The sequence below is a fragment of the Terasakiella sp. genome, assembly GCF_048267425.1.
In the GTDB taxonomy this organism is placed as follows: Bacteria; Pseudomonadota; Alphaproteobacteria; order Rhodospirillales; family Terasakiellaceae; genus Terasakiella.
This window is the reverse complement of record NZ_JBLWXN010000007.1, coordinates 50,566-72,391: the sequence shown is the minus strand read 5'-3', so window position 1 is coordinate 72,391 and position 21,826 is coordinate 50,566. Positions and strand designations below refer to the sequence as shown.

General features: G+C 47.5%; 24 protein-coding genes and 1 tRNA gene. 19 read left to right on the top strand and 6 right to left on the bottom strand.

The window, feature by feature from the left end:
- Positions 1-144: 144 nt before the first annotated feature.
- The 3 genes from ACN0VA_RS12020 to ACN0VA_RS12010 all read left to right on the top strand — a co-directional run bounded on the left by ACN0VA_RS12020 (position 145) and on the right by ACN0VA_RS12010 (position 2,526).
- Positions 145-1,530 (top strand): leucyl aminopeptidase family protein, encoded by a 1,386-nt coding sequence (locus ACN0VA_RS12020; protein ID WP_417821388.1) that lies wholly within the window; start codon positions 145-147, stop codon positions 1,528-1,530.
- Between the two features lie 72 nt (positions 1,531-1,602).
- Positions 1,603-1,959 carry a MarR family transcriptional regulator gene (locus ACN0VA_RS12015; RefSeq protein WP_188661542.1) on the top strand — a complete coding sequence of 119 codons (357 nt, stop codon included), beginning with the start codon at positions 1,603-1,605 and terminating at the stop codon, positions 1,957-1,959.
- Between the two features lie 99 nt (positions 1,960-2,058).
- Positions 2,059-2,526: a PaaI family thioesterase gene (locus tag ACN0VA_RS12010; protein ID WP_417821387.1), complete on the top strand. Its 468-nt coding sequence runs from the start codon at positions 2,059-2,061 to the stop codon at positions 2,524-2,526.
- A gap of 103 nt (positions 2,527-2,629) precedes the next feature.
- Here ACN0VA_RS12010 and ACN0VA_RS12005 read toward each other — a convergent pair whose 3' ends face one another.
- The gene (locus tag ACN0VA_RS12005; RefSeq protein WP_417821386.1) at positions 2,630-4,861 is read right to left on the bottom strand and encodes a methyl-accepting chemotaxis protein; all 2,232 of its coding nucleotides are present in this window, start codon (positions 4,859-4,861) and stop codon (positions 2,630-2,632) included.
- Between the two features lie 186 nt (positions 4,862-5,047).
- Complete coding sequence (locus tag ACN0VA_RS12000) at positions 5,048-6,064, bottom strand: complex I NDUFA9 subunit family protein (protein ID WP_417821385.1); 1,017 nt, start codon at positions 6,062-6,064, stop codon at positions 5,048-5,050.
- 229 nt (positions 6,065-6,293) lie between these two features.
- On the opposite strand from ACN0VA_RS12000, the gene ACN0VA_RS11995 reads away from it, so the two are divergent.
- The 12 genes from ACN0VA_RS11995 (at position 6,294) to grxD (ending at position 15,021) form a co-directional block, all read left to right on the top strand.
- Positions 6,294-6,380: transfer RNA gene (locus tag ACN0VA_RS11995), tRNA-Leu, on the top strand.
- Between the two features lie 59 nt (positions 6,381-6,439).
- The gene (locus ACN0VA_RS11990; RefSeq protein ID WP_417821384.1) at positions 6,440-7,051 is read left to right on the top strand and encodes a ribonuclease D; all 612 of its coding nucleotides are present in this window, start codon (positions 6,440-6,442) and stop codon (positions 7,049-7,051) included.
- Positions 7,052-7,095: 44 nt separating this feature from the next.
- On the top strand, positions 7,096-8,088 hold the full coding sequence (locus ACN0VA_RS11985) for a KpsF/GutQ family sugar-phosphate isomerase (protein WP_417821383.1): 993 nt from the start codon (positions 7,096-7,098) through the stop codon (positions 8,086-8,088).
- A gap of 33 nt (positions 8,089-8,121) precedes the next feature.
- Positions 8,122-8,814 (top strand): LPS export ABC transporter periplasmic protein LptC, encoded by a 693-nt coding sequence (gene lptC, locus ACN0VA_RS11980; RefSeq protein ID WP_417821382.1) that lies wholly within the window; start codon positions 8,122-8,124, stop codon positions 8,812-8,814.
- The gene (locus ACN0VA_RS11975) at positions 8,814-9,635 is read left to right on the top strand and encodes an LptA/OstA family protein (protein WP_417821381.1); all 822 of its coding nucleotides are present in this window, start codon (positions 8,814-8,816) and stop codon (positions 9,633-9,635) included. The genes lptC and ACN0VA_RS11975 overlap by 1 nt, the downstream gene beginning before the upstream one ends.
- A gap of 62 nt (positions 9,636-9,697) precedes the next feature.
- Positions 9,698-10,459 (top strand): LPS export ABC transporter ATP-binding protein, encoded by a 762-nt coding sequence (gene lptB, locus ACN0VA_RS11970; RefSeq protein ID WP_417821380.1) that lies wholly within the window; start codon positions 9,698-9,700, stop codon positions 10,457-10,459.
- A 13-nt stretch (positions 10,460-10,472) separates the two neighbouring features.
- Entirely contained in the window at positions 10,473-11,996 is a 1,524-nt protein-coding gene (rpoN, locus tag ACN0VA_RS11965) for an RNA polymerase factor sigma-54 (protein ID WP_417821379.1), read from the top strand.
- A gap of 232 nt (positions 11,997-12,228) precedes the next feature.
- Positions 12,229-12,792 (top strand): ribosome hibernation-promoting factor, HPF/YfiA family, encoded by a 564-nt coding sequence (gene hpf, locus ACN0VA_RS11960; protein WP_188661521.1) that lies wholly within the window; start codon positions 12,229-12,231, stop codon positions 12,790-12,792.
- Positions 12,793-12,837: 45 nt separating this feature from the next.
- Positions 12,838-13,305: a PTS IIA-like nitrogen regulatory protein PtsN gene (gene ptsN, locus ACN0VA_RS11955; RefSeq protein WP_188661519.1), complete on the top strand. Its 468-nt coding sequence runs from the start codon at positions 12,838-12,840 to the stop codon at positions 13,303-13,305.
- Between the two features lie 165 nt (positions 13,306-13,470).
- Positions 13,471-13,704: a BolA family protein gene (locus ACN0VA_RS11950; protein WP_417821378.1), complete on the top strand. Its 234-nt coding sequence runs from the start codon at positions 13,471-13,473 to the stop codon at positions 13,702-13,704.
- A gap of 12 nt (positions 13,705-13,716) precedes the next feature.
- Positions 13,717-14,625, top strand: coding sequence for an EamA family transporter RarD (rarD, locus tag ACN0VA_RS11945; RefSeq protein ID WP_417821377.1), 909 nt, complete (start codon positions 13,717-13,719; stop codon positions 14,623-14,625).
- Between the two features lie 60 nt (positions 14,626-14,685).
- Complete coding sequence (grxD, locus tag ACN0VA_RS11940; protein ID WP_417821376.1) at positions 14,686-15,021, top strand: Grx4 family monothiol glutaredoxin; 336 nt, start codon at positions 14,686-14,688, stop codon at positions 15,019-15,021.
- A gap of 58 nt (positions 15,022-15,079) precedes the next feature.
- Here the strand turns inward: grxD and ACN0VA_RS11935 are convergent, their stop codons facing one another.
- The 4 genes from ACN0VA_RS11935 to ACN0VA_RS11920 form a co-directional block, all read right to left on the bottom strand.
- Positions 15,080-16,075, bottom strand: coding sequence for a diguanylate cyclase domain-containing protein (locus tag ACN0VA_RS11935; RefSeq protein WP_417821375.1), 996 nt, complete (start codon positions 16,073-16,075; stop codon positions 15,080-15,082).
- A 74-nt stretch (positions 16,076-16,149) separates the two neighbouring features.
- The gene (locus tag ACN0VA_RS11930) at positions 16,150-16,911 is read right to left on the bottom strand and encodes an EAL domain-containing protein (protein WP_417821374.1); all 762 of its coding nucleotides are present in this window, start codon (positions 16,909-16,911) and stop codon (positions 16,150-16,152) included.
- A 149-nt stretch (positions 16,912-17,060) separates the two neighbouring features.
- Complete coding sequence (gene rpsD, locus ACN0VA_RS11925) at positions 17,061-17,675, bottom strand: 30S ribosomal protein S4 (RefSeq protein ID WP_417821373.1); 615 nt, start codon at positions 17,673-17,675, stop codon at positions 17,061-17,063.
- A gap of 134 nt (positions 17,676-17,809) precedes the next feature.
- Positions 17,810-18,322, bottom strand: a complete 513-nt coding sequence (locus ACN0VA_RS11920; protein WP_188661492.1) for a hypothetical protein — start codon at positions 18,320-18,322, stop codon at positions 17,810-17,812.
- 289 nt (positions 18,323-18,611) lie between these two features.
- Between ACN0VA_RS11920 and ACN0VA_RS11915 the strand changes: the two genes are divergently transcribed.
- From ACN0VA_RS11915 to ACN0VA_RS11900, 4 genes are read left to right on the top strand one after another with little or no spacing between them, the layout of a single operon-like run.
- Positions 18,612-19,169 (top strand): hypothetical protein, encoded by a 558-nt coding sequence (locus ACN0VA_RS11915; RefSeq protein ID WP_417821372.1) that lies wholly within the window; start codon positions 18,612-18,614, stop codon positions 19,167-19,169.
- Entirely contained in the window at positions 19,166-19,402 is a 237-nt protein-coding gene (locus ACN0VA_RS11910; protein ID WP_417821371.1) for a hypothetical protein, read from the top strand. The genes ACN0VA_RS11915 and ACN0VA_RS11910 overlap by 4 nt, the downstream gene beginning before the upstream one ends.
- Positions 19,399-20,874 carry a protein rep gene (locus tag ACN0VA_RS11905; protein ID WP_417821370.1) on the top strand — a complete coding sequence of 492 codons (1,476 nt, stop codon included), beginning with the start codon at positions 19,399-19,401 and terminating at the stop codon, positions 20,872-20,874. Before ACN0VA_RS11910 ends, ACN0VA_RS11905 begins: the two co-directional genes overlap by 4 nt.
- Before the next feature lie 5 nt (positions 20,875-20,879).
- Positions 20,880-21,821 (top strand): helix-turn-helix domain-containing protein, encoded by a 942-nt coding sequence (locus ACN0VA_RS11900; protein ID WP_417821369.1) that lies wholly within the window; start codon positions 20,880-20,882, stop codon positions 21,819-21,821.
- The last annotated feature ends 5 nt before the right edge of the window (positions 21,822-21,826 follow it).

The following is a 21,826-nucleotide window of genomic DNA, read 5'->3' as shown; positions in this document are numbered from 1 at the left end:
CTTTTCGCTTATTTGAAAATAAACTTATAAGAGTTCTATTCACAGGACAATACAGATTACATCGCCTTCACATTTGGGATTGTCGGATTAATGTAATCCGGTCATTATGGCGGCAAATCATCTCATTTGAAAAAGGATGCCTCCATGCCTTCTCTGGATTATCTGCTGGATAAAAGCGACGACAAAACCATTACTTTGGTTCCCGTCCCAACTGAAGAATTCGAGAAATGGCTGAAAAAGCAGGATAAAGAGACAAAGAGCTGGATCGAAGCCAACGAGTTCAAGGCCACAGGCGGGACAACGCTCGCGCTGCCCGGCAAGAAAGGCACCATCGAGGATGTTTTGGTTGGTATTTCCATCCATAACCCCATGTGGGATTATGCCGCACTGCCCGCAAAACTTCCCAACGCAACCTACAAGATTAAAGGGCGCTTGGGCCGCGAAGAAGCCACAAGCGCATGTTTGGGCTGGGCTTTGGGCTGTTATAGTTTTGATTGGTATAAAGAATCGACAAAAGACTTTGCCCGCCTGATCAAACCAAAGTTTGCCGATGAACTCAGCGTCACCGCCTTGGCTGAAGGTATCGAATTAACACGCGATTTGATCAACATCCCCGCCGCAGACATGGGCCCGGTTGAACTGGCGCAGGCGGCACAGGACTTGGCAGACGAATTTCAGGCCGATTGCCAGGTCATCATTGATCAAGACCTTATCGAACAAAATTTCCCAGCCGTTTATGCCGTCGGAAAAGGGGCCGAAAGCACACGCCGCCCCCGCCTGATCGACCTGAAATGGGGGACATTAGATGGTCCTCAAATCACATTGGTCGGCAAAGGGGTTTGTTTTGATACCGGCGGACTGGACATTAAACCGGCCCAGTTTATGAAATTGATGAAAAAAGACATGGGCGGTGCCGCGCATGTTTTGGGACTGGCCAAAGCCATTATGCGCGCAGAACTACCTGTAAACTTGCGTGTCATTATCCCGGCTGTGGAAAATGCCGTTTCAGACAAGGCCATGCGCCCGTTGGATGTGGTCGATTCGCGAAAAGGCCTTACCATTGAAATCGGACATACCGATGCAGAAGGTCGCGTCGTACTCGCCGATGGGCTGGCTTTGGCTTGCGAAGACAAACCCGATATGGTTCTGGATTTCGCCACCCTGACAGGCGCCGCCCGTGTCGCCTTGGGTACAGAACTTCCAGCCCTGTTCTCCAACAATGACGAACTCGCAAATGATCTCTTAAATGCCGGACAGGAAGAAGACGACAATATGTGGCGTCTCCCGCTCTGGGCACCTTATCGCAAAATGATTGATGGCAAGACAGCCGATCTCTCCAACGAATCGTCGGCCCCTTATGGCGGAGCAATCACCGCAGCCTTGTTTTTACAGGAATTTGTCGAAAAAGACATCGCATGGGCACATCTGGATGTCATGGGCTGGAATACCGCAACCAAAGCCGGACGCCCCGAAGGCGGGGAGGCAATGGGCCTTCGCGCGGCCTTTGCCATGATAAAAAATCGAACTTAATCAATATTAAACGTTGCCCTGCCCTGCATAGCTTAGTAAATATGTTCGAACCCGTAACAAATGGCGAGTAAAATGGCTGTAGAACTAGAACCCGTTCAGGCACTGGACCTTTGGCGTAAAGCGATTATCGAAAGCGTACGTCGTGATGGTCCTGATCTGTCCGCCCGTCAAATGGCCTTGCTCCTGACCGTTTACCTGACACCGCCACCCCATACCGTGCGTGGTTTGGCAGAAAGCTTAAACGTTTCCAAACCCGCCATAACGCGCGCCCTTGACCGCCTTGGTCAAATGGAGCTTCTGCGTCGCAAAGTTGATGATACAGACCGTCGCAGCGTCTTGGTTCAACGCACCGTCAAAGGGTCTGTTTATCTGCGTGAGTTTGGCGAAATCATTGTACAAAGTGGTGCCAAATTGGGTGAAGACGCCTAGCCTTCTCGGTCGCTTACAATATTATATATTTCTTATATTTATTTTTTTGACGACACCTCCTATGATGCCCGCCATATAGGAACAAGGAGACCATAAGAAATGTCTGAGAAAGCCTTTCAGGATTATTATCCCGCCGATTTAAGCCATTGCTACGGTTGTGGCAACAACAACGCACACGGTCATCAGATCAAAAGCTTTTGGGATGGTGAAGAAACAGTTGCAGAATTTAACCCGTTGCCGGAACACACCGCCATTCCGGGTTTTGTCTATGGCGGCTTGATCGCTTCCCTCATCGACTGTCACGGAACAGGCAGCGCATCCGCCGCCGCCTATAAGGCCGCCGGTCGTGAACTGGGCAGCGAACCAGCGTTGCGGTTTGTCACAGCCAACCTGAATGTTGATTTTCTAGCCCCGACCCCGATGGGCCAAACGCTGAAACTGCGCGGGACAATCATCGAATGTAAAGAAAAGAAGGTTATTGTCGATATCACCGTCAGTGCAGGTGAAACCGTTTGCGCAAAAGGGCGTGTCATTGCGGTAAAAATGCCCGCCAGCATGGCCAGCTAAATCATCAAGTTCTCTTAAAAAAATGGCCTCAGAGTAATTCCGAGGCCATTAGTTTAACGCCTGCCCCCCTATAAAAAGGGCACAACAGGACGGGAGAAACGACTTAAGCAGTCTGCCCTATTGCTTCTTGAGCGGATTTATTTTGCGCTTGGGCAGATTGGCGCAATTGATCAATCACCATTTTGACATTGCCATCCAATGCGACAATTTGTTGGGCCGCATTACCGGAGGCATCACGAACCTGTGCCGACAATGATTTGGTTTTTTCTGCATCCTGAAACACCGTATTAATCTCTGCATGGGCTTCTTCCGTGCGCTCTGCTGCGGTTCGCATGTTTTGCGATATTTCCTCAGTGGCTTGGCCTTGCTCTTTCACTGTATCGGCAATAGTCAGTGCAATTTCACTGATTTTGGCAATGGTCTCAGAAATACTTGAAATACTGCCTGCCGCTTCTTGTGTTGCCGATTGAATATGTGAAATATGGCTCGAAATTTGGCCTGTCGCTTTGGTTGTTTGATCCGCCAGTGTCTTGACTTCCGCCGCAACAACGGCAAATCCCTTGCCATGTTCACCGGCACGTGCTGCCTCAATGGTCGCATTCAAGGCCAATAAATTGGTTTGCTCCGCAATATCGGAAATCAATTTTGTAACTTCCCCAATACTCAAGGCCGCTTGCATCAACCCTTCAACTTTAAGATTTGCGTCATCAGATTGCCCCTGTGCCGCCACCGATATTTCGGAAGAATAGGTTGCTTGACGTTGAATTTCCTCAATCGTTGCCGATAACTCTTCCATCGCAGCAGCAACCGTCCCCACCGCCCGAAACGTTTCCTCAGAGGCATTTTCCGCCTCCTGACTTCGTGAACGGGTATCCCCGGCAACCACATCTAACGCATCCGCCGCCTGTTGCAGCAAAGAGGACTGATCTTTCACACCTTTGGCAAGGTCCTGCACTTCTTCTTCCAATGTATGTGCGATTTTCTGTAATTCATCTGCCAATTCAATTTTTTGACTGTAGGCTTTATGGCGCTCACTTTCTTTCATTGCCTCAATCTGTTTGGCATTGGTTTTGAAAATTTCAACAGCATTTGCCATTTTTGAAATTTCATCATTTCCTGTGCTATTCACAACAACATCTAAATCCCCGCGAGACAAAGCGCGCATGGTTTGATGTAAATGGCTTAAGCGTGCACCAACATTTCTAATAACATAAAGCCAGACGGTTAAAACCGAGACCAGCAGACTGGTCGCCGTTGCCAGCGCCACCGCCAACAGCATCTGGTCGCTGACTTTACGCGCAGCCCGACCCGCATTTTGAATATTTTGATTAAAACGACTTTCCAACGTCCCTACTGTCTCACCCAACTGATTTAGATTTTCATACAATCGCGCAATCGAATCTTTCGCATTTTGCGATGTTTCCAAGACATCACTTCGCAAATCAATCAAGGAACGTTTGTCATCCGTGCCTTCCGCAAAAACAGCCAAGTTTGTAATGATTTCATCGAAAACATTTTTCATTTTCGGGGTGAAGCTGTCAGCAATTTCGCGCGCACTGCTTAAAAGAACGGACGTTTGAATGCCTGCCAACGCCAATTTCGCAGGATCGTTTTCTTTTAATGTATTTTTCAATGCACTTTCATATTCAAAACTCAAACGTTCCAGTTCTGAATACTTCAAACGATCATCCGTTGCCGTCAAAACCTCTTTTAACAGCTGTTGCGCAACGATGGGGGAATTCAAATCAGCCGGTTTTTCCTGCAAAACAAATTTGCCATTTTCGATTTGCCCCCGCGTTGATGAATAAGCGGGCGCCAAATTGGCCGTAATTTTTTTACGTTCTTGTTCCAGCGCATCAAAATTGATGATCAACTGCGCTTGATCCGTAATTCTTTTGATCTGCAAGACGGAAATTTCATCAAAACTCTGTTCGATCTTCTCCATAATTTCTTTTGTTTTTTTGACGTCATCATTGTGCGGAAAAGTCGCAATCAAAACATTCAATTCTTTCTGAACAATCGAAAACAATGTTGCAATATGGGATTTGGCTTGCGTTAATTTTTCAGCCTCCGTTTCAGATGCATAAGCGCGAATATCAGATGCCAATCGCTCGCTTTGTTTTAATAAGCGACTCGCCGTCAACATCGGAGGGACTTGTTCATCTGTAATATTCTTCAACTCTGCTCCGGCCATATCAAAGGCCAAAAAAGCAACCATACCGGAAATCACCGCAAGTGCAGAAACCACAGCGAATGCTCCGATCAACTTCTGACGAACGCCGAACGAAAACTTTATGATATTGCCAAAGGGTGTCTTATTAAAAAACTTTTCCATGATGATTTCCGATTATAACATCGATATAACACTGATATTTTATTAACGTTACTTTAAAATTTTTATAAAATAAACACCCTTTTTTCAAAGTATCGTTTTTTATACCGTCGCCCTCTTTCTTAAACCTAAAAAAAAGCCCCGATCGATTTCCCGATCAGGGCTTTTTAAGAAAGTGAAAAATAGACCTTAAACGCGGCGTTCCACGTGGCGCGGTTGATTCTTCAATTCTTTGAAACGGAACAGGTAGGTCGGCAAAATAGCATCCGCCAAAGTCGGTTCAACCCCCAAATCCTTAAGGGTCAGCGCCCCTTCAGAAACCACATTGTCTGTTTCCAGCATGGTCACTTGATCGCCGGTCAGCAGCGGTTTTGGCAAGAACCCGATGATCCCACCGAGAATTTTTGCAAACGGGTAGGATACCGGGGCGAGGTAACGCTTACGCCCGGTATGTTTCAAAATGCGTTTCATAATCCCCATGAAAGTCATCACTTCCGGTCCGCCCAGTTCATAAGTCTTGCCCTTGGCATCCGCATTATCAATCGCGTTCATCGCCGCCTGCGCCACATCACCGACATAAACCGGCTGAAGCTTGGCACCGCCATCCCCGTACAGGTTAATATCCAGTTCGCCATTTTCGAAAGAGACTTTTGGGAACATCGGCGCACCGATCACCGGCAACGCCGGTGTGAAGCGCATAATGCTGGCAAATTTATTGAAGAAACCATCGCCGGGACCAAAGACAACGCTTGGACGCAGAATCGTCGCATTCGGATAAGCCGCCATAATAGCCTTTTCGCCAGCTGCTTTTGTGCGGGCATATTGAGCTTCAGCATTTTCATCCGCACCAATTGCAGACACATGGATCAAATTGGCAACACCTGCATCGCTACAAGCTTTGGCAATATTGCCTGCGCCATCGACATGAACCGCATCGAATGTCTGCTTGCCCCATTGTGACAACAGACCGACAAGGTTAATCACGACATCAGCACCCTGTACGGAATTGGCAACCATTTCAGGGTTACGTACATTGCAGGCCTGCAGGATAATCTGCCCCGGATTACCGTTGGGCTTAAGATGCATGGCCGCTTCCACATCGCGAACCGCAATTCGAACTGTATAGCCCTGAGAGGCCAAACGTTTTACAATATGACGACCCAGAAAACCGGATCCCCCAAAGACTGTCGCTATACGGCGCCCCATACCTGAATACTCCTACAACAAAACTACTAAAACCTCTGACACATCAGATCAAAGGCCACTGATTTCCTTGTGTGGTTATATACCTGATCGTACGGGTCGACAACCTCCGACTTGAGCAAAAAAGACTGCTTTTGAAAAAAATAAGGGAACTTTCAGAATTTTTATTGACAACGATGCGTCAGAGCCCTAAAACCCCGCTCGTCCCTCGGACAACGCCCCTTTGAAGAATGCCCAGGTGGCGGAATTGGTAGACGCGCAGGTTTCAGGTACCTGTGGCCGCAAGGCCGTGGAAGTTCGACTCTTCTCTTGGGCACCATTCTTCTGTAAAGTGGATAACACATCCATTCTCATCTCAATTTAAAGTGAGTTTTAGCTGTGGCGATTGAAGTACATTACGGGGACCTTCCTTCCGATATCGATTTTGGTAAATCTGTTGCGATTGACAGCGAGACACTGGGGCTGAACCCTCATCGTGATCGCCTGTGCGTTGTGCAGTTGTCATCAGGTGACGGAAATGCACATCTGGTTCATTTCAACGAAGGAACCTATGACGCACCAAACTTGAAAAAGCTCCTGTCCGATCAGAACGTGGAAAAGCTCTTCCACTTTGCCCGTTTCGATGTCGCGATTATCGAAAAGTATCTCGGTGTGACATGCACCCCGGTTTACTGCACAAAAATTGCATCAAAACTGGTGCGTACCTATACGGACCGACATGGATTAAAGGCGTTGTGTCAGGAACTGCTTGATATTGACCTGTCCAAACAGCAACAATCCTCCGACTGGGGTAAAAAAGAACTCTCCCCGGCGCAGGTTGAATATGCCGCCTCGGACGTTCTTTACCTGCATCAACTCCAGAAAATTCTGGATGATATGTTGATCCGTGAAGGCCGCAAAGACATTGCACAAGCCTGTTTTGACTTTTTGCCGACGCGCGCCCGCCTTGACTTGGGCGGCTGGCCTGACATTGATATTTTCTCCCATTAAATCGGGAAAATCGGTCGAAAACCATAACCAGAAGACCCATTCAAATGGCACCACATTCCCGCACTGCGAAAGCCCGCCCCGCCGAACAGGATATAGCATCGGCACAACGCGTTCTCACGCTTGAAGCTGATGGCTTAAAAGCCCTGGCAGACTCCTTAAACGGTGAATTTGCTGGCGCCGTCGATATTCTGGCCCATGTAAAGGGCCGCATTATTGTAACAGGCATGGGCAAAAGCGGCCATATTGGGCGTAAAATCGCAGCAACCCTTGCATCGACCGGTTCCCCAGCCTTCTTCGTCCATCCGGGCGAAGCCAGTCATGGTGATCTGGGTATGGTGACGCGGGAAGATGCGATTCTTGCTTTATCCAATTCCGGTGAAACAGCGGAACTTTCAGATATCATTGCCTACACGCGGCGTTTCTCAATCAAGCTGATTTCCATCACTTCGCGTGCCACCAGCACATTAGCCGAAGCTGCAGATATCAGTCTTGTTTTACCCAACGCCCAAGAAGCCTGCCCCCTTGGCTTGGCCCCGACCACATCCACAACCATGACTTTGGCCCTTGGCGATTGCCTAAGCGTTGCCTTGCTGGAACGACGTGGTTTTTCTGCCTCCGACTTCAAAGAATTTCACCCCGGCGGCAGTCTCGGCAATCAATTGATGAAGGTAAAAGACCTGATGCATACGGGTGATGCCCTGCCGCTGGTCAGCCTCAACACCGCAATGGGTGAGACATTGCTCGAAATGACCGCCAAACATTTTGGCTGTGTTGCCGTTGTCGATGACACCAGAAAACTGTTGGGAATCATCACCGATGGTGACTTACGACGCAACATGACGGATGACTTAATCTGTAAAAAAGCAGAAAGCGTTATGACTGTGGGCGCAAAAACAATCGGCGCAAATGCATTAGCCGTTGAAGCGCTCGCGATTATGAACGATAAATCAATCACCAGTTTGTTCGTTCTGAATGAGGACGGTACAGTTGATGGTGTTTTACATATTCACGATTGCCTGCGTGCAGGTATTGCTTAATTGATATTTTTAAACTGAGGATGGACAGCTTTCATGGCTTTGGCTAGCACATCACAACGCGAGACACCGCCCGCTCGCAAGGCCTACAGTGATCTGCACGCTATTTCCATCACCAAACGCTCAAAAGCAAGTCGGAGCTACACCCGTTTCGTGCAGCTGATGAAACTGCTTTTGCCCGCTGTTGCCGTAATCCTGATTATTATGATTGTTATCTGGCCACACCTACAGGCCGATTCCCGGCGGTTCAGTATTGGTTTTTCAAATATCGAAATCAGCGAAGCCAAAGATCCATCCATGATCAACGCACGCTATATTGGCACCGACGACGACAACCAACCCTTCGCAATCACCGCCGACATTGCCAAAAAAACCGATGATGAAACCCAAAGCATTTTGCTGGAACTGCCCAAAGCAGATATCACGCTGGATGATGGCAGTTGGCTGGTCCTGACCTCGGAAACCGGGTTGTATGATCGCCCCAGTCAATATCTGGAACTTAGCGGTGCCGTTAACCTCTTTCACGACTCCGGTTATGAAATGCATACCGATGCCGCCGGGGTTGATTTATCCAACGGTTCGGCAGAGGGACATACACCCGTCACAGGCCAAGGCCCGTTTGGTCGGATCGAGGCCGAAGGTTTTCGCTTGATCGACAAAGGGAAAACCATCATCTTCACAGGCAAGTCGCAAGCCAAACTTTATTTAAACCGGATACGACAAAATTAATGTTTAAATCTGTACCCTTCCTTGCTGCTGCCTTGGTCTTCTTGACATCCATTGCGCAGGCCCAAGACCTTAACCTCGCCAGCGGGTCGCCCAACGCACCGTTGGAAATCTATGCCGATAACGGGATTGAATGGCAGCAAAATCAACAACTGATTATTGCCCAGGGAAACGCAACCGCAAAACGCGCAGATGTAACCATCACAGCCGATGAACTGCGTGCCTACTATAATGATAAAATGGCAGATGGCGCCCAAGGTCAGACAGACATCCATCGATTAGAAGCCGTCGGCAACGTAAAAATCACATCCGCAACAGAAACAGCCACGGGTGACAAGGCCGTTTATGACCTGAAACGTGCAATTATGGTCTTATCTGGCACGCGACCACAACTGGTCACCCCGCAAGATATTATCAGCGCTGACGATACACTGGAATATTGGGAAGAACGTGCCCAAGCCGTTGCACGTGGCAATGCCACAGCCGTCAGGGAAGGCCGTCAAATTAAGGCCGACGTTCTGGTTTCTCTGTTCAGTAAAAACAAACAAGGCAACAGCGAAATTAATCGGGTAAACGCATTTGGCAATGTGATTATTACTACCAAAACCGAACATATCACCGCAGACAAAGGCGTCTATAATGTCAAAAGCGCCGTTGCGACACTGACCGGTTCTGTTAAAATCAAACGGAATGGGAACCTGCTCAACGGGTGTTCGGCAACCGTCAATTTAAAAACAAATGTCAGCCGATTGAAATCTTGCGCCGGAACAAAAGATAGCCGGGTACGCGGGTTAGTCTTGCCAAGCGGGAAAACTATGCAATAATAGTGCCATCTCTTTGGGAACGAAAAAGCGGTTCTATACCGCAACACATGTCGGAAAAAAGAATGAAACAAAAGAAGATGTCACCGCACGTCGTCACTGATAATCAAGGATTGGTCGCAGACGGTTTAGGGAAACGTTTTAAAAAACGTCCGGTCGTGCGTGGCGCCAGCCTGAAAATCCAACGTGGTGAAGTCGTCGGTTTGCTGGGGCCGAACGGGGCCGGGAAAACGACATGTTTCTATATGATTACCGGTCTTATTGCACCTGATTATGGCTCCATTACGCTGGATGGCCATGACATTACAGACTTACCAATGTATCGCCGGGCCAGACTTGGTATCGGCTATTTGCCGCAAGAAGCCTCTATTTTTCGCGGCATGACCGTCGAACAAAATATTCGCGCCGTTTTAGAAGTTGTGGAACCAAAGCGCAATCGCCGCGAAGCCCGTCTGGAAGCTTTGTTGGCAGAATTTTCGATTACACACCTGCGCCGCGCGCCTGCCTTGGCTTTGTCCGGGGGGGAGCGCCGCCGGGTTGAAATCGCGCGGGCCTTGGCCTCACAACCCCATTTCATTTTACTGGATGAGCCGTTCGCAGGGATTGATCCCATTGCCGTGGGCGATATTCGCGAACTGGTAAAACACTTGAAAGATCGTGGGCTCGGCGTTTTGATCACCGACCACAATGTACGGGAAACGCTGGATATTATTGATCGCGCTTATATCATTCACGATGGCGCCGTCCTGATGGAAGGCAACCCGCGTGATATCGTTGGCAACGAAGACGTCCGCCGCGTTTATCTGGGCGAACGTTTCAGTTTGTAGGTTGAGATAAACAATGGCACTCAGCGTCAGGTTAGATCTCAAACAGTCGCAATCGCTGGTGATGACACCGCAATTGCAGCAGGCGATTAAGCTCCTGCAAATGTCCAATCTGGAACTTAACGATTTTGTTGAACAAGAGCTGGAACGCAATCCGCTTCTCCAACGTGATGAAAGCGAAGATGCCCCTTTTCAGGAACCTGCCGACCCTCAGAAAAACGACGGCGAGAAGAGCCCCGACTCTCCAGCACTTGAAGACCTGAACCTCAATAATCAAGAGGGCAGCCATAGCGAGTCAATTGACGCAGACGTCGACAATCAATGGAGCAGCGATACACCCGGCGATCAAACTTTGGCCGGGTCCGGCGGTTTGGACAATATGTCCTTATCCAAAGCGGGCAGCAGTGGCGACGGTGAAGGCTTTGACTGGGAACAAAATATTTCCACCATCTTATCACTGCGCGACCACTTGATTGAACAGATCAATCTGGATTTCTCAGATACAAGCGAACGATTGATGGCGACATTGATGCTCGAACATCTGGATGAAAGCGGTTATTTCACAGGCAATCTTTGCGAACTGGCGGACAGTTTCGCTTGTGAAGAAAGACTGCTGGAACAAGTCTTGCGCAAACTGCAGCGACTTGATCCCGTTGGTATCTTTGCGCGTAACTTATCAGAATGCCTCGCCCTTCAACTCAAGGAAAAAGATCGTTTTGATCCAGCGATGCAAAGCCTGATTGATAATCTTGATCTCTTGGGGAAACGCGATTTTGATGCTTTGCTGAAAATTTGTCGTATCGACGAAGAAGATTTGCAAGACATGATCACGGAAATACAAGCCCTTGATCCCCGTCCCGCGCTTGCCTTCGACACCAGTGAAATTCAAGCCATCACACCGGACATCTTGATGAAACAAGGCCTGAAGGGCAAATGGCGCGTCGAATTAAACAATGAAAATCTGCCACGCGTTCTGGTCGATAATACATATTACTCCGAAGTCAACCAACTCAGCTTGGATAAGGATTCGAAACATTACATCAGTGAATGTTTTCAAACTGCCAACTGGCTTGTCAAATCCCTTCATCAACGCGCAACCACCATATTGCGTGTCGCAACGGAAATTGTACGCCAACAGGATGCCTTTTTTCAAAAGGGCATTGAATATTTAAAACCCATCGTTTTGCGCGACATTGCCGAAGCTGTCGAGATGCATGAAAGTACGGTTTCACGGGTAACCTCCAATAAATATATCGCTACCCCACGCGGTATTTTTGAGCTGAAATACTTTTTCACCTCCGCCATCAATCGGGCTGACGGCGGAGATGCTCATAGTGCAGAATCGGTAAAATACAAAATAAAGCGCCTTATTGATGGTGAAGACCCTGGGAAAATTCTCTCTGACGACAAAATCGTTCAGCTTTTGAAAAATGACCAGATTGATATTGCACGCCGCACGGTCGCAAAATACCGCGAAGCCCTTGGTATCTCTTCATCTGTCCAAAGAAGGCGGGAGAAAAAAGCTTTACTCGGAAAGTAAATTGACAAACACCTCTTCTTTTCCCACATGTTTATGATGAACATCAAAAAGAGGGGGGTATAAATGGCATATATTAATACTGTTGACATATAGGGACACTGCCACTAAGTTCCCGGCCTTCACACAAGCAGTCTGGCATTGCTGTGTATACGTGTAACGTTTGTAGAGATTGACGACACGCTTGAAGGGCCGGTTGTTTTAAATGGCCAATAACCAAGCAGGAAATTCTGATATGAGAATTGCGGTACAAGGAAAACAAATGGACGTTGGCGATAGCCTGCGTACACATATTGAAGATGCGCTGAAATCAAATACTGAAAAGTATTTCGATAAAGCAGTTGAGGGTACAGTCACCGTCTCAAAAGATAAACATCTGTTTAAAACTGACATTACCGTTCACGTTGGGAAAGAAATTCACGTGCAAGGGCGTGGCAAGGCAGAAGATGCCTATGCAGCCGTTGACGAAGGGATTGAACGGATCTCAAAACAATTGCGCCGTTACAAGCGCCGCCTGCGCGACCATCATCGCGACACAGAACGACTACAAGTCGAAGAAGCGCAATATACCGTCTTCTCCGGCTTTGAAGAAGAAATTGCGGAAGAAGCGCCCGGTCCGGCTATTGTTGCCGAAGTGGACAAAAAAATCCACAAACTGGCCGTTGCTGACGCTGTCATGCGAATGGACCTTGCCGATTTACCCGTACTTGTTTTTAGAAACAGTGCAAATGGTAGCGTAAATGTGGTATATCGTCGTGAAGACGGTAATATCGGCTGGATCGACCCGCAAAACAGCTAACGTCGATATCCGTCATCTATATTTAGGAACCGGAATTAATACACTATGGAAATCTCTGATATTCTGACACCGGAACGTGTTGTTGCAAGCTTGCGCGCAACGAGTAAAAAGCAGGCTCTGCAAGAGTTGGCCCGACATGCCAGCAGCGTCACCGGCTTGAACGAACGTGCGATCTTCGATGTATTGCTGGAACGCGAACGCCTCGGCACCACAGGTGTCGGCAACGGCATTGCAATCCCCCACGGCAAACTCAATGAACTAGATGGCCTTTATGGGTTGTTTGCGCGCATTGAAAAACCTGTCGATTTCGACTCTATTGATGACGACCCTGTCGATCTCATCTTTGTACTTCTGGCACCCGAAGGGGCTGGGGCAGACCATCTCAAGGCACTGGCCCGCGTTTCCCGTCTCTTACGTGATGACAGCGCATGCGAAAAATTACGCGGTTCCGATACGCCGGAAGCGCTGTATGCGATCTTAACAGAGCAAGGCGAAAGCCATCAGGCCGCCTGATAGCTTTCGCCTATTTTTTTAAAGAAAAGCGTCCCTGAATTCAACGGGGCGCTTTTCTTATGGGGCTTTGTAACACGTCAATGATGCCTAAAAGATTGACGCTGGTACATGGCTCACTTATATCCTAAGGAACGAATTCACAAACCGAGAATGGGAGCTTAAATCATGGCTATGGAAGCACACGAAATTGAAGGCATGATCCGCGAAGCACTGCCGGATGCAGAGGTGCGTATTGAAGACTTGCGTGGCGATGGTGATCATTATGCCGCTTATGTGGTTTCTCCTTCCTTCGTCGGTAAAAGCCGTGTTCAACAACACCAAATGGTTTATGCTGCCCTGCAAGGCAAAATGGGGGGCGACCTGCATGCACTGGCTTTACAAACCAGCGCACCTGAATAAGATTTTTCGGATTTGACCGTCACATCACCATCAGATAGCCGTCTTGCCGTCATATCGGCAATGACGGCTTATATGTTTTGGGGCATGTTCGGGCTTTATTTCAAAGCACTGGACGTGGTGTCTCCCATTGAAATTTTGGCACACCGCATTGTGTGGTCCTTTTTGCTTTTGGCCGTTCTCATTACCTATTCAGGAAATTGGGTGGCCGTCATGCAAATCGTCCGCTCCCCTCGGAAGCTGATTATTTTTGCCCTCAGCGCCTCGTTAATCGCCCTTAATTGGGGGTTCTACATCTACGCCGTTGTCAGTAGACAGGCCCTTGAAGGCAGCATGGGCTATTTCATCATGCCGCTGGTTGCCGTTATGTTGGGTGCGGTTTTCTTTGCAGAACGTTTTAGCCGGACACAAGCTTTTGCCATTGCACTGGCCTTATGCGGTGTGGTCTATCAGCTATGGTTTGTCGGTCAGTTACCGTGGATTGCCCTGATCCTTGCCTGCTCCTTTGGCACTTATGGCATGTTACGCAAAAAAGCCCCGGCCGAATCCACTGTTGGTTTGTTTCTGGAAACAGCCCTGATCACCCCCTTTGCCTTGGCCTATATGGTCTATTTATCCCAACAGGATGCACTTTATTTCACAACCGGGTCCTGGGATATGAGCCTCTTGCTGATGCTCGCCGGCCCCATCACAGCAATCCCTTTAATTCTATTTGGTTTTGGTGCCCGAAAACTGCGATATTCAACGGTCGGTCTTTTGCAATATATTAATCCGACCTGCCAGTTTTTATTGGCCATTTTCATTTTTGAAGAGCCTTTCAGTCTACACAACTTGATCACATTTGCCCTGATCTGGTGTGGCTTGGCGCTATATAGCGTGAACACCTTACATCAAAGACGACAAATCAAATCGTCGCAAACTTGACAAATGGATGAAAGCCAGCCATATCCCTAGTCGATCACAGCTATGAAGGAATTTTACGTCATGACAGACAATCCCGTTTTTGAACGCATCGAACAGGACATTGCCGATAACCCCGTATTGCTCTTTATGAAGGGCTCGCCCATGTTCCCGCAGTGTGGATTTTCCGCTGCTGTCGTTCAGGTCCTGACTCATCTGGGCGTTAAGTTCAAAGGCGTCGATGTCCTGACTGACCCGGAAGTCCGCGAAGGTATCAAACAATTTTCCAGCTGGCCGACTATTCCCCAGCTTTATGTTTCCGGCGAATTTGTTGGCGGGTGCGACATCGTGCGTGAAATGTTCGAAAATGGTGAACTGGCTCAGTTGTTGAAAGACAAAGGCATCGAAGTCGCTGCCTAATTGACCTTTCCTGAATAAGAAAAACCTTCGTATCCCGGATGCGAAGGTTTTTTTATGTTTATGATTTAAAAACCGCCCATTTATTTTTCCCGCTGGCTTTTGCTTGATACATTGCCGTGTCTGCCTTTTGGATCAAACCGTCCAAATTATCGCTATCCGCAGGAAAGTAAGAAATCCCGATACTCACACCAACTGTCCCCTGACAACCATCCAGATAAAAAGGATGCTTCATCTGATCAATCAGATCTTCTGCTACTTTTTGTGCTGTTACGTCGTCAAATTGTTGGGAAAGCAGAACAATAAATTCATCCCCCCCTACCCGTGCAATCAAGTCAGTTTCACGCAATCGATTGTGTAAACGTTTTGCAATTTCACGCAACACATCATCCCCGATGGCATGACCGAATGTGTCGTTTACAGTCTTGAAATCATCAATATCAATAAAAAGAACAGCGCATTTTTCGTTGCTGCGTTTCGCTGTTGCCAAAACAAACGCGCCTTTTTCCACTAAAAGATTACGATTGGGGATTTGTGTCAACATGTCGTGCTGGGCCATGTAACGCATCCGCTCTTCCAGCTTTTTCAATTCTGTCACATCGACTTGAACGCTGACAAAGCCACCATTACCCATTGGACGATCCGTTGTTTTAATCCAACGCCCGTCTTTTAGACGAACAACAAACGAACCTTCCAATTTTGTGCGATATTCCGCTTTGCGTTTTAAATATTCCTGCCCGTCCCCATATTCATCGCCAACCGCGACATTGCCACGTTCTAGATCAATCCGGCCCAACTCGGAAAAATGGACACCAGGCTTTAACTCTTCAGGCGTATAACCGTACAAGTCCGCAAAATTTTGGTTCCAAGCCAGCAACCCTCCATCTTTATCATAGATAACAACAGCTTCGGATATCTGCTCAACCGCTTCACCAAACATCATACCCGCTTGTTGAGACAGGGACTTCAAACGCAATTGATCACATTCTGCCTGTAAGGCTTCAAGGCGTGTGATTAACTGTTCTTTAGACAAATGATACAAAGAGGGGGAAGTCATTCGTTTATCAATAAAGTTTAAATAATTAAACTATAATCGTATGCTGATATGATAAAGAAATCCAGATGAAACTCTTAAAATGACCAGTCTATTTCTGATGCTGGGGTCAAAGCCTCGATTTTTGGTCGTGCAAAAAAATATCCTTGCATGTAACGAATGCCTTGCTCTTTCAGATATTTATATTCCTGCACGGTTTCGACACCTTCACAAACCACCGAAATACCCAACTCCCTTGCAATCAACAAAATACCGGCAAGGATCGCTTGTCTGGGTTTATCTTGATCAATATTGATAATAATTTGGCGGTCGATTTTAAGCTTATCCGTCTGAAAATCCGCAAGCAGGTTCAACCCGGAATAGCCTGCCCCAAAATCGTCAATTGCGGTCATATATCCATTTTTCTGATAGGTCAGAATGATATTCTTCAAATGTGCGTGATCGCTTACAAGTTCATTTTCTGTAAATTCAAACGTAATCATTTCGGCAGGGAAATTGAACTCTCTTGCCGCATTAATGGTTTTTTGCAAACAGGCCCGTGGATGATAAACCGCATTCGGCATGAAATTAATATTCAAACGGCAAGTCATCCCGAGTTTAGCTGCCAACTCGATCGCCTTTACACGACAACATTGATCAAACGCATACATCTGATCTTCCGAGATCCCCGCCAACACCTCTCCGGCGCTTTCTCCCGTTAAGCCACGTACAAGGGCCTCATAGGCATATATGTTTTGCGCTTCGACATCGACAACAGGTTGAAATGCCATTGTAATGGCAAATTGCGTCAAATCATCGCAATTACCCGGACAAATAGACTGAATCTGCTCTTTTGACATCAATCCCACACATACATCATCATCACGTTTTCTTAGACTACAGGTTATTCCAGATGAGATAAAGAAATGAACACAAAATAAGATGCCAATAAAAAAAACGCCCTGTCCAAAAGACAGAGCGTTTTTCGTTCGATTTCGTCTCGTACAAATTAACGAGAGTAATATTCGACAACCAGGTTCGGTTCCATTTGAACCGGGTACGGCACGTCTTCCAGCTTCGGTACGCGGATGAACTTGCCGACCATTTTCTTGTGGTCTACTTCGATATATTCCGGAACGTCACGTTCGCCAGAAGCAACCGCTTCCAGAACCATCGGGATTTCGCGGGATTTCGCGCGAATTTCAACCGTGTCACCTTCTTTTACCAAGTAAGAAGAAATAGTAACGCGTTTGCCGTTTACCAGAACATGACCGTGGCTGACGAATTGACGAGCCGCAAACATAGTCGGTACGAATTTCATACGGTAAACGATCGCATCAAGGCGCGTTTCCAACAGACCGATCAAGTTTTCGCCGGTATCGCCAGCACGACGAACAGCTTCTTTGTAGTAGCGACGGAACTGTTTCTCAGAGATGTTCGCATAGTAGCCTTTCAGCTTCTGCTTACCCATCAACTGCAGACCGAAGTCAGAAACTTTACGGCGACGTTGACCGTGTTGACCCGGACGGGAATCGCGACGGTTGATCGGAGATTTTGCACGACCCCACAGGTTTACGCCCAGACGGCGGTCGATTTTATATTTTGCGCTAATACGCTTAGACATAGGTTAAATCCTTCTTTTATAACCATTTTTTTGTCCCGGTAGGCCCAAAAGGCGTGGTTGCACGACAACCAACGTTCCCGGGAAGTGATAAGGCGCGCAATATATAGGTTTCCGCGCCTTTGTCAAAAGGATTCTTACGACAGACTTCCTCCCAAAAAACCGCCAAAACTGCTCCCGACCTGAGAGTATTGACCTTGTTTCTTCTTATCATCGCCCGCCATCGCACTCCCTGCAATCGACCCAATAGAAGACCCCAATTGTGAATACATTTTACGTTTGTTTTGATCTGATTGTTCCAACAAATTGGCTTGAATACTGGATGCACTACTATCTATCGCCTCTTTACGATCTCCAAACTCTTCATGGCTTGCTTCTGCTGCGTCCGTACGTAGCCCTTGAATAATCGCTCCGGATGAGCCATCGGCAGCTGACAGGCCTGAGGCTCCCATCTTTGCTCGTTTTTGAGCCAGTGCTTTTTTTAAACGATCTTTGCGCTCCTTTTCATTACGCTCATATTCCGTCCAACTTTGCTTTGCCTGAGCATCCAACTGTTGCTGTGCTTTTTTACGCGCAGCCTTTTGCTGGTCCGATGCTTGCTTCATCGACATCGCCATTTGTACAACAGCCATAATAATCTGTACCCACATGGATAAACGCTCCTCACATAAAAAAAGCCCCTTCGAATAGCGAAGAGGCTTGTGGTTAAACAAAAAACGAGATCAGGAACTTTAATCTTCCAGTTCCGTATCCCAATAAAGAAAAACGGAATTAATCTTAGATATTAAAGCCTTGCTGCACTTCCCCTCCAATGGAGGATGGAATGCATCAATACCTTACAGGGTACTTTTCAACAAAAAACCCTAAGATTATCCGCCTATCGGTGATGACCGCATTTCGCATTTTCATCGCCTCATTGCTCACTGCGCGAGGTGCGTTATGAGCAATGCTATAAAGCCATATGGCAACACCTGCACAGTCGAGCTTGATCTACCGTGGGAAGTCGCTGAACTTCTTGTGGAACAGGGGCCAATACTTATCAAGGAAATCACGCTTGCTTTGAAAATGCGAAAGCAGCGTACCGATTGTAATGCAAAATTCGCAGCATTAGCGGAACAAGACCGCAAAGAAGCAAAAGAGCGTTTTCATAATCTAGGACGCATCGTTGACGAAGCCTTAACTGGACAAACGACTGCTGAACAACGTGTTCGTTTATCAATTCTCGCTGATGAACATGACACAAACCCCAGTTTCCTGAAATCAGTTCGTCAGCTTTACCGAGAAAGGGTTGTTACAGCTGAGCGAGAATTACGCGATGCACAAATAATCCGTTTTTACTTCCAAGGTCTTTCCAATAAGGAAATTGGACGCCGTGTTGGAACAAGCGTCGGAAACGTATCCACTATTTTGTCACGCCAAGGAAATTTGATCACTGCCTTGCGCCGACTTATCAGAGAAGCCGAACTTGCTGAACGTACTCGTGGTGGTGCCAAATGAGCATGCAAACACCACCACCATCAATTTTAGCCTTTTGGATTTGCCTCTCAGATATCGCAGGAGAGTCGTTGAGAGAAGACGGCTACGAAACCCATGCAAACATTCTTGCGCATTCCTGTGGGCTTTTAACGGACAAATGGCGAGATAAATACGGCGAACGCTTTGATTACGGTTTAGACCAGCTTCTGCCCCTCGTTTACGTCGAAGACGGAAATGGAGGGCAAAGCCAGTGAGAGCCTTTCCTTCACACTCCATTGCATCCCAGACCCGCACTTCTGACATCCGGGTCAAGAACCCCAGCGAACGCAGTGAGTGGGTTCTTGATGCGGTGGCCTCTCCACACACTGCCCCCAAGGGGGGCAGGTCAAGCCCAACGGGCGAAGTGCCTGCACCCCTGCCACACGGCGAGTGGGAGAGCGCGAGGGGAACCCCTCGCAAAGACCTTTCCACCGGCACCGCCGTGGATAAGGTCAACTCCCCTGCCAAAGTCAGTTCCCTTGATAAATACGCAAGTAGTGTTTCACCTCACGATGGCGATAAGGACGTAGAACCGGGTTTTGGAAAGAAAGAGCGCCACCGCCTCCGCCGTAGTTCTGGTCGTTTACTCCAGAACGAACGTGTTCACACCTGCGGACAACGGGCAACTTCTCAAGTCGTAACTCTTCACCATGAAAACGAGACTTCCCACTTCGGCGGGATTGAAACCTGTGGTTCGGTTTGGCATTGCCCTGTCTGTGCCGCGAAAATCACTGAGGGTCGCCGGGAAGAACTGGACGCTTTGCTTAAAGCTCACAAAGAGGCTGGCGGGTTTGCTTATATGGCAACCTTTACCATGCCACATAATAAATTCCAGCATCCAAAGGAATTGAAAGACACAGTATCCGAAGCATGGCGTAAAACAAAAGCTGGTAAAAAATGGCAGCAAATGCGTGACGAATGTGGCTGGCTCGGTGACGTTCGTGCGTTAGAAATCACCCACGGCGAAAACGGCTGGCACCCGCATATTCATGTATTAATCCTATTTAAATCTCACGCTTCTGACCAAGATGCTAACGATCTCGCTGAATGGCTTTTCAGCACATGGCAAAAGCGCGTTTTCAAGATGGGTTATGGCCTTTGTTCGCGTGATGCATTTCGCTTCGACCCTGTTTCAAATGAAAGTGGGGCTGCGGATTACGTCAGTAAATGGGGAGCCTCTCACGAGCTAACAAAAGCACATATGAAAAAGGGACGCGGCGGACGTACACCGTGGCAAATTCTTCGCAGCTATCAGGATACAGGTTCCGAAGAAGACGCCCGTTTGTTCCGCCAATACGGCAAAGCTTTCAAAGGTGCGCGTCAACTAACATGGAGCCGGGGCCTTCGGGCGCTATATCTCGAAGAACCAGAAAAAACGGACGAAGAACTTGCTGTCGAAGATCAAATCGCAGCAACACATTCCGCATCCATTCACAACGATATTTTCAGGATCATCGTTAAGCAGCAGAAAACAGCAGACCTACTGGTTGCTAATGAGCAAGGCGGCTTTGAGGCTGTCCTTCAAACTCTTACCGACATCGGAATTCCTTGGGAAATCTCAGAGCACCAAGGCTTAGAGCGAGGACGAACAGTCCCGCTTATTACACTGAAAGGCACTGTGGGCAAGCACGGTGACCCGTTTTATCCAAGCACCAATGTGGTGCGTAAACTTAAATGGAAAGGTTGATTATCATGCAACAGTCAACAAACATCTCATCAACATTCACAGCAAAAAACCTTGGCACGCGTCTTCGCTCAAAACGAGACGAAGCAGGTCTTACTCGCAAAATCGTTCACGAAAAAACAGGTATTCCTCTCAGTAGCATTGAAAAATACGAAAACGGTTCTACCGATGTGCCTGTATCTCGTTTGTTTGACCTTGCTAACCTATACCATGTCACTATGCCGTGGCTTCTCGGTGAAGAAGCTCCTGAAAATAATAATTCCGATACGTATACGTTACGTAAGAAAGAAAACACTCACAGTGAACACACAGAAGGTGTTTCTGAGGCTATCTTTGAGGATATCACAGAGAGCACTCACAGTGAGCAACCGGAAACCGTTAACGTTAACGTTCAGGATGAGAAACCAGAGCTAGAGACAATTGATGATGTACTCAATGCCATTGATCAAATGCGCGAACGTGAATTTGAAATTAGCAGCGGCGATAAAACTACAATGACAAATTATCAAAATAAATTGGTTACCAAGTTAGAACAAGCCAAAGACATGATGACTATCATGGAACCTGATGAACTTACAAAACTAGCTATTGCCCGCAAACTTTATTCCGAAAAACCCGAAATCGGTTTTGGTTTATCTGCAATGTTAGAAGACAATTCAAACGGAACCAATGTTGCCTTTAAAGGAGACATTTCGGAACGTATTCTTGATACAGTATTGTTGGGTTGTGACCTTTTTCTGATCGAACGTGACGATTTAGCAGGGCTTGCTGATGAGTTGAAAGAAGATCACGACATCGAAGAGCCCGCAATGTTAGGCCTTTCATGGGGTAACCATGAGCAGCTTGTTCCTATTCTTCGACCAATTCTGCGCGGTTTGGCAACATCGGGGGATGGTGTTGATTTGGCAGACCGTAAATTATTTCAACTACGAAAAAATCAGGAAATCTAAGGCTT